The sequence below is a fragment of the Bacillus sp. FSL K6-3431 genome (assembly GCF_038002605.1).
Lineage (GTDB): Bacteria > Bacillota > Bacilli > Bacillales > Bacillaceae_C > Lederbergia.
Genome location: NZ_JBBOCT010000001.1, coordinates 219,064 through 235,417 on the forward strand (window position 1 = coordinate 219,064; position 16,354 = coordinate 235,417).

Consider the following 16,354-nt stretch of genomic DNA (forward strand, 5'->3'; position numbering starts at 1 on the left):
GGTCTAATTGAAAACTTTTAAGCTAATCGCTACAACCGCGATGGGGATTGAGGCGCTTGCAGCAGAAGAAGTAAGAGAACTTGGCTATACCTGTGAAGTGGAAAACGGCAAAGTTATATATCAAGGGGATAGGTTAGCCATCGCTCGTTCTAATCTTTGGTTAAGAACGGCTGACAGAGTGAAAATAGTTGTTGGCGAATTTCCTGCCACAACTTTTGATGAGCTATTTGAACAAACAAAGGCAATTAATTGGGAAGAATACCTTCCTGAGGATGCAGAATTTCCTGTTCAAGGGAAATCTCTAAAATCAAAGTTATTCAGTGTTTCTGATTGTCAGGCAATTGTAAAGAAAGCCATTGCTGAACGACTAAAACAAGCATACAATAAATCATCATGGTTAGAAGAGACGGGTGCTTTATTTAAAATTGAAGTAGCCTTATTAAAAGATAAAGTATTACTCACAATTGACACGACTGGCCCTGGATTGCATAAACGAGGGTACCGAGTAGGACAAGGTGAGGCACCTTTAAAAGAAACGTTAGCAGCGGCTTTAGTAAAACTAACAAAATGGCAACCGAACAGACCGTTCCATGACCCGTTTTGTGGATCAGGAACCATCCCTATCGAAGCCGCGTTGATTGGCCAAAATATTGCACCAGGTTTTAATCGTGACTTTGTGAGTGAGGCATGGCCCTGGATGGATGAACAAATCTGGGAGCAGGCAAGACTTGAAGCAGAAGATCTAGCCAATTATGATCAGCCACTACATATATTTGGGTCAGATATTGATCACAATATGATTAAAATTTCCGAACAAAATGCTTTTGAAGCTGGATTGGGTGATTTGATATCTTTTAAACAAATGCAAGCAACAGATTTCTCGACTAAACTGGACTACGGTGTCGTACTAACTAATCCTCCTTATGGGGAAAGAATTGGCGATAAAAAAATAGTAGAGAAATTGTATCGGGATATTGGCAAAGCGTATAAACGTTATGATACATGGTCATATTATATTCTTACCTCCCATCCGGAATTTGAAAAATTGTATGGCAAACAGGCAACGAAGAAAAGAAAATTATTTAATGGTTTTATTCGTACAGATTTGTATCAATATTGGGGTCCACGCCCACCTAGAAATCAGAAAAACGTATAAAACTACTTCTCGCTGAATATACTTTATATATATCATTCAGCGAGGAGTGAGAATTGAATGGAAAGTGGATTAATTGAGCTAGAAAAGGTCAGGAGAGCGCTTATTTCTTCAAGCGAGTTACTTCTTCAGAATGATCAAACATCGCAACAAGGTATAGACAACTTGAAAGAAGCGGAGCATAGTTTGGACAGAGCTCTAAATCATATATTATTACATGACAGAAATAATCGATATTCTTAAAACGCAGGTGCCAGTTTTCGCACTTGCGTTTTCATTCGTTTGTGCCACTACAGGAGGAAATCAAAAATGCAGCAATCACTTCCGTTTGAATTAAATAAAACGAGTACATTTTATGAACAACTTCAAGACTGGATCGGGGATGTTTTTTATGACATATTACCAAGCCAGGGCTATGAACTTCGGGATGAACAAATTTTTATGGCATTCCAATTAGAAAAAGCATTTTCTAATAAGAAAGTAATATTTGCGGAGGCTGGTGTTGGTACGGGTAAGACTTTTGTGTATTTACTGTATGCCATTGCTTACGCCAGATACATAGGTAAGCCAGCAATTATTGCATGTGCGGATGAATCTTTAATTGAGCAACTTGTAAAAAAAGAAGGCGATATAAAAAAAATTGAAAAGGCGCTTGGAATGAAAATTGATGTCCGCCTTGCAAAATCAAGGGACCAGTATTTATGTTTACAAAAGTTGGATCGCGCTTTAAGTCATTCAGATAAAGAAGTCTATCAGACCATTCACGAGGAAGTTCCGTCATTTGTACAAGACACTTCATCTATGACAAAGTTTCATACATATGGTGACCGTAAAGATTACCCTTATGTTAATGAAGAAGACTGGAAAGATATTGCTTGGGATTCACTCCAAGATTGTTTGTCATGTACGCAACGCCATCGTTGTGGACAAACTTTACATCGTGATCATTACCGGAAAGCCGCAGATCTCATTGTATGCTCACATGATTTTTATATGGAGCATATTTGGACTAAGGATGCGAGAATTCGCGAAGGGCAATTAGCTCTTCTACCGGAACCAAGCAGTGTAGTATTTGATGAGGGGCATTTACTTGAATTTGCCAGTCAAAAAGCACTAACCTACCGTATTAGCGATGAAATGCTAGATTTATTATTAAATAGACTGCAGGAGAACGATGTTCGTGAAAAAACCCTACATGTAATTGAAGAGGTTATTGACGTTAATAGTAGTTTATTTTCACTTTTATATAAAGAAGCTAAACCCGTAATCGGGTCGGAAAGAATGGAACTTCGCAAAACAGGACAAATGTTGGATTTAGCGACTCTTCTTCTTCAAAAGATCAATCATCTATCAGAGGAATTAGTATTTGAGTCAGAGTTGTATACAATCGATGAATATGAGTTAAGAATTGTGGAAGAGTATTTAGATCAAATTATCTTTTCATTAACACTATTGATAGAGGATAAAAAAGGTATTATTTGGTTTGAAGATAATAATGCAGGTCAGACATTGGTAATTATGCCCCGTCTGATTGGTGAAATATTAGGTAGTCGCGTTTTCACAAACAAAATACCTTATATCTTTTCTTCTGCGACACTTTCTAATGAAGGTGATTTGACATATATGAGTAAAACCTTAGGTATTAATGATTATTTATCACTTCGTGTTCAATCGCCATTTGACTATGAGGGAAATTTGTCCATTACACTTCATGCAGAGAATGATCAAACAGTAAAATGGACAAAAATATTAGATTCTATCATAGAAGCAAAAGGAAGATCTTTAGTATTATTCAATAATAAAGCAGATTTAGCTAAATTTAAAAAATACTTACAAGTGAATCAGTTTAATGATCTACCAGTGATTTATGAAGGTGATGCTGAAATTAGTACACTTATTCAGCAATTCCAAGCCCAGGAAGAGATGGTACTTTGCGCTAATACATTATGGGAAGGTCTTGATATACCAGGTCCTTCTTTAGAAAATGTCATCATCGCTTCCCTACCATTTCCACCATACGATCCTGTCTTTGATGCGAAAAGAAATAGTTCAGAAAATCCTTTTTCAGACGTTGATTTGCCATATATGCTTTTGAGATTGAAACAAGGAATTGGCAGAGTAATAAGAACTTCTACGGATAAAGGGACGATTCATATTTGGTTAAATAAGGACGAGGTAGGTAGTGTGTTGAAAGAAGTGAAAAACAGCTTGCCCGTGCCCGCGACATCTCTTTTTTAGACTGTTAATTATTGAATATTCTACCTACATACAAAACTTGTAATAGGATTGAAAAATGACTTTCTAATGTTATAATAGTTACATTCTTAATCGCATTCACTCATATAATCGCGAGGATATGGCTCGCAAGTTTCTACCGATTTGCCGTAAACAAATCGACTATGAGCAGCAATGAAAGGGTTGTGTTTTTTTACTCACCAATCCTTTTATCATCCTTTCGAAAAATAAACTCGAAGGACATTGCTCCACTCATGTCATGTTTGGATGCATTGGTCTATCAGTTTATTTATTTTTGACATTCGGAAGGGGATTAATAAAATGAAAGAATTAAAAGACAAAATAATAAATGAAGGATCGGTTTTATCCGATACAGTGCTAAAGGTCGATTCATTTTTGAATCATCAATTAGATCCAGAGTTAATGAAATCGGCTGGGGAAGAGATTGCTGCACGATTTAAAGATACGGGAATAACGAAAATATTAACTATCGAATCTTCAGGAATTGCTCCTGCTTTTATGGCTGGTTTAACACTAGGTGTACCAGTAATTTTTGCCCGTAAACGCAAATCATTAACGTTAAATAATCACCTTTATGTAGCAGAAGTTACCTCGTTCACAAAGAAAGAAACGAATGAAATTTGTGTATCAAAAGATTTCATTCATGCTAATGATAGACTGTTAGTTATTGATGATTTTCTTGCTAATGGACAAGCTGTACTGGGGTTATTGGATATCATTAATCAGGCAGGCGCAAGCAGTGTCGGGGTTGGTATTGTAATTGAAAAAGGATTCCAAGACGGAGGGCGTATGCTTCGCGAAAAAGGCATTCGCGTAGAATCATTGGCGATCTTAAAAAGTCTTCAAAATGGCATCGTGACTTTTCTTGAGGAGGAACTCGTTTGATGAAAGATCCTCTTCGTCTATCCGCTCTTGCCATTCAGCATGTGTTAGCGATGTATGCGGGTGCCGTTCTCGTTCCACTCATTGTTGGCGCTGCGATCGGCCTAAAGGGGGAACAGTTAACCTATCTTATCTCAATAGATATATTAATGTGTGGTGTAGCAACGATTCTTCAAGTAATGAATAACCGATTCTTTGGTATTGGCCTTCCTGTCGTACTCGGATGTACTTTTACAGCAGTGGGGCCAATGATTGCTATTGGTGGAGAATTTGGGATATCGGCTATTTATGGCGCGATTCTCGTTTCTGGTTTATTCGTCGTCTTAATTAGTACATTTTTTGGGAAATTAGTTCGCTTTTTTCCTCCAGTTGTAACTGGTTCAGTCGTAACAATTATTGGGATAACATTAATTCCGGTAGCAATAAATAATATGGGTGGCGGAGTTGGAGCAGCTGATTTTGGTTCCGCGACTAATATATCACTTGCGTTTGGTACATTGCTATTCATTATTTTAGTATATCGATTTTCCAGCGGTTTTCTTAGAGCAATCTCTATTTTACTGGGTTTAGTAGTAGGCACGATCGTTGCTGCGTTTGTGGGTATGGTGGATTTTAGACCTGTATTAGATGCTTCTTGGCTTCATATCGTTAAGCCGTTTTATTTTGGTCTACCAACATTTGAATGGTCCGCAATTATTACGATGATATTAGTTGCGATGGTGAGTTTGGTAGAATCTACAGGTGTCTATTTTGCATTAGGGGATATTTGTAAACGTGATTTAACAAAAGATGATTTGTCAAAGGGATATCGTGCCGAAGGACTAGCAATCATTTTAGGTGGTTTATTTAATTCCTTTCCATATACGACATTCTCACAAAACGTTGGATTAATGCAAATGTCAGGTGTTAAAACGAAGAATGTTATTTATATTACAGGTGGCATGTTAATTACACTAGGATTTATTCCGAAAATAGGTGCTGTTACAACGATCATTCCAAATGCAGTTCTAGGTGGGGCGATGATTGCTATGTTCGGAATGGTTATCTCTCAAGGGATAAAGATGCTTAGTAATGTCATAGCTTCTTCACAGGAAAACGCAATGATTATTGCGTGCTCAATCGGGATCGGACTAGGTGTCACTGTTGTTCCTGAACTATTTGCACAACTACCTAAAAGCGTTCAAATATTAACGAGCAATGGTATTGTTGCTGGAAGCATGACTGCGATCATATTAAATGTTTTGTTTAATATGCTACCTTCAAGAAAAAAAAATCCAGTTGTATTGGAAGAACAAAAGGCAGGTTAAATCGATATTTAATATAAAAATCCCCCTTCCTGAAGATTTCAGGAAGGGGGATTTTATCTTTTGATGAATGTCTGTAGTTCAGCTCACACTCGAGTAGGAGCTTGTTGAACTACTTTTGCAAATGCTTTTACTTCATCCATGTATGCGTTAAATTCTGCAATATCCATTTGCTGTGCGGAATCTGATAATGCGACAGCTGGATCAGGGTGAACTTCAGCCATTACTGCATCAGCGCCAATTGCGATTGCAGCCTTTGATGTAGGAAGCAATAGATCTTTGCGCCCTGTTGAATGCGTCACATCAACGACGACAGGCAAGTGTGTTTCTTTCTTTAAAATTGGCACTGCTGAAATATCGAGCGTGTTTCTTGTGGCTCTTTCATACGTACGAATGCCTCTTTCACAAAGAATAATTTGATCATTACCTTGCGCAATAATATATTCAGCTGCATATATGAATTCTTCAATTGTTGCAGACAGTCCACGTTTTAATAATACAGGTTTGTTTGTTGCCCCAGCGACTTTTAATAGTTCAAAGTTATGCATATTACGGGCGCCAAGTTGAATAACATCAACATAGTCTAAAGCGAGTTCTATATCGTTTGGATGTAAGATTTCACTAATTACAGCCATGCCTTCTTCATCTGCAACTTGGCGTAAAATCTTTAATCCTTCTAAGCCTAAGCCTTGGAAATCGTATGGCGAACTTCTTGGTTTAAAAGCTCCACCACGCATCAGTTTTAATCCCTGTTTCTTCATCGCTTGTGCGACTGTTTTTACTTGTTCATAGCTTTCAACAGCACATGGTCCCATGATGAAATGTGCTGTCCCATCACCGATGTTTTCGCCTAAAATAGATACAACTGTATCATCTGGCTTTTTCTTTCTAGATACAAGGAGTGCTTTCCTGTTATCATCTTTTTGTAGTTCAAGGCTTGCTTTGATAATTTCCTTAAACACATGTTGAACAGTCGATGTATCAAAAGGTCCTTCATTATGTTCCGCAAGTAAATTAAACAATTTTCTTTCTTGGACAGGGTCAAAGCGTTTCACACCCTGCATTTCTTTTAATTTACCAATCTCCTGAGCAATCTTACCTCGTTCATTAAACAATTCTAACATTTGCAAAGTTTTTTCTTCGATTTTGGCACGTAATAATTCTAGTTCAGACAATGATAAGCCCTCCTTATAATTCTGCATAATTCAACAATACCACAATATTCATCAAATTAATATAAAAACTGATTCGCTTTAAAGCTTCAACGCTGTAAAGTGTGTATGGAAATATTTTTGTTGATAGCTCAATACATTAGACCTTATTATCTTAACTGTCAATAGATAATAAGAATATTTTTCTTAATATTATATTTACACATTATTTTCAAAAGTGTAACAAAAAAGAAAAAAGATACATAGCCAATTCAATGTGAAAAATATAGCTAAACAAGCGTAGTAAGGTTAATTTTAGAAAATAATGAAATATTGCTTTACAACTAATCAATTTTGTGGTTAAAATTGAATCTATATAATTAAAAATTTAAGCAATGACAGGGCACAGTAGCGATCATATTCCTGTAAAGTCCAGAGAGCTAATGGTTGGTGGAAATTAGCACAGATTTGATTGTGAATTACTTCCTTGAGCTTCTTTTTCGAACATTTGGCTTTGTCCAATCAGTAAAAAAAGACGGTAGAACCGTTATCCGATCGAGAGGTGGACATATGTCCACAATAAGGGTGGTACCGCGATATACAATCGTCCCTGCTATATAGCAGGGGCGATTTTTGTGTTTATCAATTTTAAAATAATGGAGGAAACAGAATGAGATACTTAACGGCGGGAGAATCCCACGGCCCACAATTAACAACAATTATAGAAGGTGTACCTGCGGGATTACACTTAACTGCAGAGATGATTAATAATGAATTAGCTAGAAGACAAAAAGGGCATGGTCGCGGGAGACGTATGCAAATTGAAAAAGACCAAGTTCACATTACAAGTGGTATTCGACACGGTTTGACACTTGGAGGTCCAATTGCGCTTGTTGTAGAAAATAATGATTTTAAACATTGGACAAAAATAATGGGAGCTGCTCCAATCAGTGACGAGGAGCATGAGGAAGTAAAAAGAAAAATTACTAGGCCTCGTCCGGGTCACGCTGATTTAAATGGAGCCATTAAATATGGTCATCGCGATATGAGAAATGTATTAGAACGCTCATCAGCGCGAGAAACGACAGTTAGAGTAGCTGCTGGCGCAGTAGCGAAGGTTATTTTAAAAGAGCTCGGTGTAACAATCGGTGGCCATGTATTAGAAATAGGCGGAGTAAAAGCCGAAAATATAAACTATCACTCTATGGATGAATTACAAACAATTACAGAAGCATCACCAGTACGTTGCCTAGATGAGCATGCAGGGCAAAAAATGATGCAAGCAATTGACTCTGCGAAAGAAAATGGCGATTCCATTGGTGGGATTGTTGAAGTAATTGCTGAAGGAATGCCGACTGGTGTTGGTAGTTATGTGCATTATGATCGGAAACTAGAAGCGATACTTGCTGGAGCAATGATGAGTATTAATGCATTCAAAGGTGTCGAAATAGGCATTGGATTTGAAGCAGCAGGAAGACCAGGTAGTACTGTTCATGATGAAATACTATGGGATGAAAAAAGTGGGTACACACGAGGAACAAATAATGCAGGTGGATTTGAAGGAGGTATGACAACTGGGATGCCAATTGTCATTAGAGGTGTGATGAAGCCTATCCCTACTTTATATAAACCATTGCAAAGTGTTGATATTGACACGAAGGAACCTTTTAAAGCAAGCATAGAGCGCTCAGACAGCTGTGCAGTTCCGGCAGCGAGTGTTGTAGCAGAATCTGTTATTGCTTGGGAATTGGCATCTGCACTTGTCGAGCAATTTGGTCGAGATCGCATCGATGCAATTAAAGAAAATATAAACAATCACAAAGAATATGCAAAAAACTTTTAAAGAAAAATTATTAAAAGGTAAAGGCGGGAAGTCATGAAGGTAAAAAAACAACTTCTTACATTAGATGCATATGTTCCTGGAAAATCAAGTGAAGAAGTCAGAAAAGAATTTGGTTTGAATAAAATAGTGAAGTTAGCATCTAATGAGAATCCCTATGGTAGTTCACCAGCTGTACTAGAAGCGATATCTACAGCTATTCCAAGCTTTGCTATCTACCCAGATGGTGCAGCAATAGAATTAAGAGAAAGGGTAGCTTATCATGTTGGAGTGAATGAAAATCAGCTCCTATTTTCAAGTGGATTGGATGAGCTTATTCAAATAATTAGTAGGGCTATCTTATCATCAGACACGAATACTATTATGGCACAAGGCACTTTTCCACAATATAAGCATCATGCCGTAATAGAAAATGCTGAAATACGCGAAGTAGCGTTAAAAAATGGGTTGCATGATTTGGACGAGATGGCAAAAAGGATAGATGAAAATACAAAAATTATTTGGATTTGTAATCCGAATAATCCTACGGGAACATATGTAAACCAAATGGACTTGGAACAATTTCTAGCTCGCGTTCCAGCAGATGTCCTAGTTGTGCTTGATGAAGCTTATTATGAATATGCAATAGCTGAAGATTATCCACAAACCATTCCACTCCTTAAGCAATATGAAAATCTACTTGTTTTACGGACGTTTTCAAAAGCTTATGGATTGGCAGCTTTCAGAATAGGATATGGCATGGGTTCGGCAGCATTTATTAAACAATTAGAAGTAACTAGACTTCCATTTAATACATCCGTACTTGCGCAAACTGCTGCAATTGCTGCATTACAAGATCTTGCATTTGTCGAGGATAGTATAGATAAAAACAGTGAAGAAAAGCAAAGATTTTATCACTTTTTTGATCAACATCAAATAGTGTATTATCCTTCACAAACAAATTTTATTTATTTAAATATTCCTGGAAAGTCAAGTGGCGAAGTATTTCAATTTTTACTTGAAAAAGGCTTTATTATTCGTCCTTTTCCAGAAGGAGTTCGCATTACAATCGGTACAGAGCAAGAAAACAAAGAATTATTGCAGCATATAGAGCAAATGATTGCTGTAAAACTATAGAGAGAGTGGCATTGAAATGAGGAATGGAAAGCGTGTATTATTGGTAGGTGTCGGTCTAATTGGTGGATCCGTTGCCTTAGCAATTAGGAAAGAACACGATGCATGGATAGTTGGTTGTGATATTAATCAAGACAATTGCATATTAGCACAAAAAATGCATATCATCGATACGTACACAGAGAGCATGGAAGAAGAAGCAATCCATGCCGATCTCATCATTCTTGCATGTCCTGTTGAAAAATCGGAACAAATATTGCAGATATTGGCTGATTTACCATTAAAGAATCATACGATTATCACAGATGTTGGCAGTACTAAAGGAAGAATCATGAGTAAAGCTGAGTCATTAGTTTTTAACGGTGCTGTTTTTATTGGGGGTCATCCAATGGCTGGCTCCCATAAAATAGGACCAGGTAGTGCCAAAGCACATTTATTTGAAAATGCTTTTTATGTTTTAACGCCAACCCAACAAGCTGAAACAGCGAATACAACCGAATTAAAAAATTGGTTAAAAGGAACAAAAGCCAATTTCATTATGATGGATGCAGAACAACATGATTTAGTTACCGGCGTTGTAAGTCATTTCCCGCATATCGTAGCTGCTAGTTTGGTACGGCAAGTGGAAAAATATGCGATGGGAAATGAGCATATTAGTAGTCTAGCTGCAGGTGGCTTTCGCGATATAACACGAATTGCATCAAGCAGCCCGGAAATGTGGAGGGATATCGTAAGACATAACCAACCGATGCTTCTATCTTTGATGGATGAATGGGAGAATGAAATGGGTGCTATTCGCCATTTAATCCGGGAAGGAGATAGCAATCAATTATTTGATTATTTTTCCGGTGCTAAGCAATTCCGTGATTCTTTACCAGTTAGAGCTAAAGGTGCAATAACGGCATTTTATGATTTATACGTTGATGTACTTGATAGTCCAGGCGTTATTTCAGATGTAACTACTTTATTAGCACAGGAACATATTAGCATTACAAATATTCGTATTATTGAAGCACGCGAAGATGTTTATGGTGTTTTAAGACTTAGTTTCCAAACGGAAAGTGATTTAGAACAGGCAAAAAAAAGCTTGAATGACAGAGGATATAAAACATATATCAGTATGTGAGGAGTGGCCGAATTGACGACAGTAACAAGTGAAAACGTACAGTTAAATGGCGTGATGCAAGTTCCAGGTGATAAATCGATATCCCATCGATCCGTTATGTTTGGGGCAATTGCCCATGGCAAAACGATCGCAACTGGGCTACTTACTGGTGATGATTGTTTAAATACAATAGCTTGTTTTAGAAAACTAGGTGTAGACATTCACCAAGATGGCGATTATGTGGAAATTATTGGTAATGGTTTCGAAGGGCTAAAAGAACCAAGTGAAGTGTTGGATGTTGGCAATTCAGGGACGACAATTAGGTTGATGCTTGGGATATTAGCCAATCTTCCTTTCCATACAAATATTATTGGTGATGAATCAATCGCGAAACGGCCAATGGACCGAGTCACCATTCCTTTGAAAGCAATGGGCGCGAAAATAGATGGCCGAGCAAATGGTTCGTATACACCTTTAAGTATTCGCGGTGGTGAATTAACAGGCATTGACTATATATCGCCTGTGGCAAGCGCACAAGTTAAGTCCGCTGTTTTATTAGCAGGACTATCTGCGGATGGGGTCACATCCGTTACAGAACCAGAATTATCTAGAGATCATACAGAGCGGATGTTAAGAGCTTTTGGCTGTACTGTTCAAGAGGATGGCATGAAAAAGTCACTACAAGGCAAGCAAATACTTAAAGGAACAAAGATAAACATTCCGGGAGATATATCCTCGGCAGCATTTTACTTGGTCGCTGGTGCTATTTTACCAAATAGTAATATTACGATTAAAAATGTCGGTATCAATCCAACAAGAACAGGAATTATCGATATACTAAAGTCAATGGGGGCTAAACTTTCTATTGATAATGTGAATGAGAGCGCAGTGGAACCTTCTGCGGACATTACCATTTCAACGACTAGTTTACAGGCTGTTGAAATCAGCGGAGAAATTATTCCACGACTTATTGATGAAATTCCAATTATTGCACTTGCTGCTACACAAGCAGAGGGTGTGACGATTATCAAAGATGCGGCGGAATTAAAAGTAAAAGAAACGAATAGAATCGATGCTGTCGTCGAAGAATTGAAAAAGATGGGTGCAAATATTGAGGCTACAGAAGACGGCATGAAGATTTATGGGAAATCTCAATTACATTCAGCAGATGTAGATAGCCATGGCGATCATCGAATTGGTATGATGCTTGCTATTGCTGGTTGTCTAGCAAATGGAAATACGAATATAGCTAACAGTGATGCAATTTCCATTTCGTATCCTGGATTTTTTGAACAATTGGATAAGTTAAAGGGCAATAAGTAAATCTTTTAAAGGATGTTCAAAAAGTCCGGTGAAAATTGCTGTCGAATTTCGTTGTAAGCTTGCTCCTCTGCTCCTCAGGTATGATCTCCTGATAAGATAAGATTGATCATGTCCTGTGAGCAACACAGGAGTCAGCACATCCTGTGCAAGCGCAGTGCTCGAAGGCTTACGCTTCCTAGAACTTCGAAGTCCTAGTACCGACAATGCACAAGACGTAGCGGGTTTAGTCGGATCGACCCTTTTTATCCTCCTTTTTGAACGCGCATTTTTATAGCAATATCCCTATGTTTTTATGGTTATTTTAATATGCGAATTGGGTAACAATAATAATACGAACCATTCATGGTTCGTATTTTTTGCAGGTAGGGTCTATGAATGGAAGGAGCTGGGCGTGTGCCGCGAATCATGTCAGTAGGGACTGGAATTCCGGAATTCTCCGTATCACAAGCAGAAACAATGGAATTCGCCAGGCAATTATTCTCCAAGTCAGTGAAAGATCTCGATCGCTTATTAAAAGTTTTCCATAATGGGGAAATTGAGAAGCGTCATTTTGTCAAAGATATGGACTGGTATCAGCAAGCACACTCTTTTTCGGAGAAAAATGATGCATTTATTGAAGCGGCTGTGAAGCTTAGTATTGAATCAATTAATGCGTGTTTGAAATCATCAACGCTTAAACAATCAGTGCCGTACGATGAAATTGATGCGATTTTTATGATTTGCACAACGGGCCTAGCAACTCCTAGTCTTGAAGCTAGAATCATGAATCATCTACCATTTTCGGAGCATACGAAAAGAATTCCAATATGGGGTCTTGGTTGTGCTGGTGGTGCTTCGGGCCTAGCGCGTGCATCCGAATACTGCAGGGCATTTCCAAAATCTAAAGTACTTGTTGTTGCAGTAGAATTATGTAGTCTCACTTTTCAAAAGGATGATTTTAGCAAGAGTAATTTGATAGGAACTTCCTTATTTGCAGATGGTGCAGCTGCCGTTTTACTTGGTGGAGAGGATGTAGAGTATCATACATATACAAGTCGCCCATTACCGACTATTATCGATACACAGTCTACATTAATGACTGCATCACTTGATGTGATGGGCTGGGACATTAAAGATAATGGCTTGTATGTAGTATTTTCTAAGAGCATACCTGGATTAGTAGAAAACTGGTTTGAACCAAATGTCAGCAAGTTCTTAGCAAAAAATGATGTAACTTTTGCAGATTTAGAACATTTTATCGCACACCCAGGTGGAAAAAAAGTTATTTCGGCTTATGAAAAGTCGTTTGCGCTTTCACCAGAGAAGACTGCAATATCTCTACATATCTTGAGTCAGTTTGGAAATATGTCCTCACCAACCGTATTATTTGTATTGCAATTATTTATGGAAAAGGAAATTAAAAAAGGTGAGAGTGGTTTAGTTGCTGCCTTAGGTCCTGGTTTTAGTTCTGAATTATTACTCGTTAGGTGGGAATAATGTTAGTTTGGATTGTGTTTACATTTGTTGTGATCCAACGGCTATTAGAGTTAATGCTCGCCAAAAGAAATGAACAATGGATGAAAAAAGAAGGGGCAGTAGAATATGGGCATAGTCATTATATGTATATGGTGCTCATGCATATAAGCTTCTTTGTCTCGCTAATCATCGAAGTGATCTTTACCAACAAATCTGCGAATCAATATTGGGCTATTTTACTAATTATATTTGTAGTAATCCAATTGGCTAGAGTATGGGTTATTTTGTCTTTAGGCAAGTATTGGAATACGAAAATAATTGTATTGCCAGGAAGTAATATTGTGAGTAAAGGCCCTTTCCAATTTATCAAACACCCAAATTACTTGATTGTTACGATCGAATTAATCATCCTGCCATTAATGTTCCAAGCATATTTTACAATGTTGGTCTTTTTTTTCTTAAACCAAATTATTTTAGCTATCAGAATACCAATTGAAGAGCAAGCACTTCAAGAAAATACAGATTACAAAAAATGATTCTGAAAGATCCATTTCCCTACATCGATTTAGATTTACAGGAAAATGGATTTTTCTTAATGAGATTTCAATTTGGTTCTTATAAAGTTTGATCATTTCTACTTATGTTGTTCCACCCATAGCAGTTAAAGCAAGGTAAATCTACCTTCCATTTGTCTGCCAATCTTTTTTGTGCAGAACATAATGATGATGTTCTTGGTTTTCAATTTCTATTTCTCTTACATAATTAAATCCACTCTTTATAATAACTTTATTTGAACTTTCATTACATCCTAATACAACCGTGTTTAGAATCTCAACGTTGGTATTTTTAAACAAATACTGAATCAATCCCTTGACAGCTTTTGTTGTATAACCTCTATTTCTATGATATTTTGACATAGCATATGCAATCTCTCTGTTCGGTGGAGGTAACTCTTGCTTAATACCACTATTGCAGAATCCTATAAACTCACCCGTTTCCTTCAATATAATCCCGAGCTTTAAAGAGTTTTGCTTGTCAATATTGGGTACTGCTGATAAGAATTCCTTGTTTGACGGTATCTCATAATTTGTTACCCAGTTTAATCGTTGTTCTTTTGTTGACCTCCAATCTGGCAAAAATTCATAAACTTCAGGTTGTGAAGTTAGTTCATAAATAGCATCAACATCCTCAACCCGAAATTCACGCAAAAATATCTCACCGCAGTCTATCATAAATAGATCGTCATTCAACTTAAACTCAGCCCCCATCCTATTACTACCTATATTCTATACTATTTTTGATCTTGTTTTAATTTAATAAACGTAAATAGGGAAGAATTAGAATAAATAAATTCTAAAATATACTCCAGAAAGAAGGAGATGAAACAAGTGTCAAATATAAATGAATCAAATGAAATGCCTTGTGAAGAAGGCTTGGATCATAGTCTAAGTCTTATGAGAGAAGGGTATATGTATATACAGAATAGACGTAGTAGTTTTGCATCCGATATTTTCGAGACCCGTTTGCTCGGGCAAAAGGCAATATGTATGGGTGGAAAGGAAGCTGCTAAAATATTTTATGATAATGAGAAATTCATGAGGAATGGTGTAGCACCGAAAAGGGTTGTGGAAACATTGTTTGGTGCAAAAGGCGTCCAGACATTGGATGATCAGGATCACAAACATCGCAAGGAAATGTTCATGTCGCTGATGTCGCCCGAACAGCTAAAAAGACTGACTGACATCACGAAACAACAGTGGGAAATTGCGATCGAAGAATGGAAACAGATGGATGAAGTTATACTATACGAAGAAGCGAAGCAAATCTTGTGCAGTATTGCGTGTCAGTGGGCTGGTGTACCATTACGAGAGGGTGAATTAAAGCAAAAAACAAAAGAACTTAGCGCAATGTTCGAAGCGCCTGCCGCAATCGGTCCAGAACACTGGCAGGGTAGACATGGTCGAAATAAAGTAGAAAAATGGATTGGTGCGCTTATTGATCAGGTAAGGGATGGGAAAGTGAATCCAGCTGGGGGAACAGCGTTACATACAATTGCATGGCACCGAGATATAAATGGAAATCTTTTAGATACGAAGATCGCTACTGTGGAAGTGATAAATATTTTAAGGCCAATAGTCGCAATTGCTATTTACATCAATTTTACTGCATTGGCAGTGCATCACTACCCGAAAGAAAGAGAAAAATTGTCTATGTCAGATGATGGAAAGTATGCACAGATGTTTGTGCAGGAAGTTCGGCGCTTCTATCCTTTTTTTCCGTTTGCAGCGGCAAAGGTGAAAAAGGATTTCACATGGAATGGTTACATATTTAAAAAAGGAACACTAACACTGCTTGATCTTTATGGTACGAATCATGACCCAGAACTTTGGGACAATCCTAATGTGTTCCACCCGGAAAGATTTGCTGACTGGGAAGGAAGCCCATTTGACTTCATTCCACAAGGCGGTGGCGATTACTTTATGGGGCATCGATGTGCCGGTGAATGGGTTACGATTGAAGTGATGAAAGTGAGTCTAGATTATCTAGCTAATCAGATCTATTATGATATTCCCAACCAAGATTTAAGTTTCAGTATGGTTAATATTCCAAGTATTCCCAAAAGCAAAATAGTAATCAAAAATGTTAAGAAGATATTCTAAGAACGTCTGTATAAAGTTCATTAGGTATTAACCACATATAGAAAAAGATAATCTGAATTTCATTTTACTTTACTCATGAAGAATGTTGTCAACAGGCAATATTCTTTTTTGT

General features: G+C 37.5%; 14 protein-coding genes, 1 riboswitch and 1 other annotated feature. Of the genes, 12 read left to right on the forward strand and 2 right to left on the reverse strand.

Features of this window, described 5'->3' with window-relative positions; genetic code table 11:
• Positions 1-7: 7 nt before the first annotated feature.
• From MHB53_RS01045 to MHB53_RS01065, 5 genes are all read left to right on the forward strand, one after another.
• On the forward strand, positions 8-1,156 hold the full coding sequence (locus MHB53_RS01045) for a THUMP domain-containing class I SAM-dependent RNA methyltransferase (RefSeq protein WP_340915132.1): 1,149 nt from the start codon (positions 8-10) through the stop codon (positions 1,154-1,156).
• A 57-nt stretch (positions 1,157-1,213) separates the two neighbouring features.
• Complete coding sequence (locus MHB53_RS01050; RefSeq protein ID WP_340915133.1) at positions 1,214-1,396, forward strand: hypothetical protein; 183 nt, start codon at positions 1,214-1,216, stop codon at positions 1,394-1,396.
• Positions 1,397-1,462: 66 nt separating this feature from the next.
• A complete protein-coding gene (locus MHB53_RS01055) occupies positions 1,463-3,391 on the forward strand; it encodes an ATP-dependent DNA helicase (protein ID WP_340915135.1) in 1,929 nt (642 codons plus the stop codon).
• Between the two features lie 80 nt (positions 3,392-3,471).
• Positions 3,472-3,573: riboswitch (purine riboswitch) on the forward strand.
• A gap of 136 nt (positions 3,574-3,709) precedes the next feature.
• Positions 3,710-4,294, forward strand: a complete 585-nt coding sequence (locus MHB53_RS01060) for a xanthine phosphoribosyltransferase (RefSeq protein ID WP_340915137.1) — start codon at positions 3,710-3,712, stop codon at positions 4,292-4,294.
• Positions 4,294-5,598, forward strand: a complete 1,305-nt coding sequence (locus tag MHB53_RS01065; RefSeq protein ID WP_340924384.1) for a nucleobase:cation symporter-2 family protein — start codon at positions 4,294-4,296, stop codon at positions 5,596-5,598. The genes MHB53_RS01060 and MHB53_RS01065 overlap by 1 nt, the downstream gene beginning before the upstream one ends.
• Positions 5,599-5,681: 83 nt before the next feature.
• Here MHB53_RS01065 and MHB53_RS01070 read toward each other — a convergent pair whose 3' ends face one another.
• Positions 5,682-6,797 (reverse strand): bifunctional 3-deoxy-7-phosphoheptulonate synthase/chorismate mutase, encoded by a 1,116-nt coding sequence (locus MHB53_RS01070; RefSeq protein WP_340915138.1) that lies wholly within the window; start codon positions 6,795-6,797, stop codon positions 5,682-5,684.
• 335 nt (positions 6,798-7,132) lie between these two features.
• Positions 7,133-7,361, forward strand: a binding site (T-box leader).
• Between the two features lie 55 nt (positions 7,362-7,416).
• On the opposite strand from MHB53_RS01070, the gene aroC reads away from it, so the two are divergent.
• From aroC to MHB53_RS01100, 6 genes are all read left to right on the forward strand, one after another.
• Complete coding sequence (gene aroC / locus MHB53_RS01075; protein WP_340915140.1) at positions 7,417-8,589, forward strand: chorismate synthase; 1,173 nt, start codon at positions 7,417-7,419, stop codon at positions 8,587-8,589.
• A 33-nt stretch (positions 8,590-8,622) separates the two neighbouring features.
• A complete protein-coding gene (gene hisC / locus MHB53_RS01080; protein ID WP_340915142.1) occupies positions 8,623-9,702 on the forward strand; it encodes a histidinol-phosphate transaminase in 1,080 nt (359 codons plus the stop codon).
• A 16-nt stretch (positions 9,703-9,718) separates the two neighbouring features.
• A complete protein-coding gene (locus MHB53_RS01085; protein WP_340915144.1) occupies positions 9,719-10,825 on the forward strand; it encodes a prephenate dehydrogenase in 1,107 nt (368 codons plus the stop codon).
• A gap of 12 nt (positions 10,826-10,837) precedes the next feature.
• Complete coding sequence (gene aroA / locus MHB53_RS01090) at positions 10,838-12,127, forward strand: 3-phosphoshikimate 1-carboxyvinyltransferase (RefSeq protein ID WP_340915145.1); 1,290 nt, start codon at positions 10,838-10,840, stop codon at positions 12,125-12,127.
• Positions 12,128-12,520: 393 nt separating this feature from the next.
• Positions 12,521-13,603, forward strand: a complete 1,083-nt coding sequence (locus MHB53_RS01095; RefSeq protein ID WP_340924387.1) for a type III polyketide synthase — start codon at positions 12,521-12,523, stop codon at positions 13,601-13,603.
• Positions 13,603-14,118 (forward strand): isoprenylcysteine carboxyl methyltransferase family protein, encoded by a 516-nt coding sequence (locus MHB53_RS01100; RefSeq protein WP_340915146.1) that lies wholly within the window; start codon positions 13,603-13,605, stop codon positions 14,116-14,118. Before MHB53_RS01095 ends, MHB53_RS01100 begins: the two co-directional genes overlap by 1 nt.
• A gap of 141 nt (positions 14,119-14,259) precedes the next feature.
• Here the strand turns inward: MHB53_RS01100 and MHB53_RS01105 are convergent, their stop codons facing one another.
• Positions 14,260-14,850 (reverse strand): GNAT family N-acetyltransferase, encoded by a 591-nt coding sequence (locus MHB53_RS01105; protein ID WP_340915147.1) that lies wholly within the window; start codon positions 14,848-14,850, stop codon positions 14,260-14,262.
• Positions 14,851-14,961: 111 nt separating this feature from the next.
• Between MHB53_RS01105 and MHB53_RS01110 the strand changes: the two genes are divergently transcribed.
• Entirely contained in the window at positions 14,962-16,242 is a 1,281-nt protein-coding gene (locus MHB53_RS01110) for a cytochrome P450 (protein ID WP_340915148.1), read from the forward strand.
• The last annotated feature ends 112 nt before the right edge of the window (positions 16,243-16,354 follow it).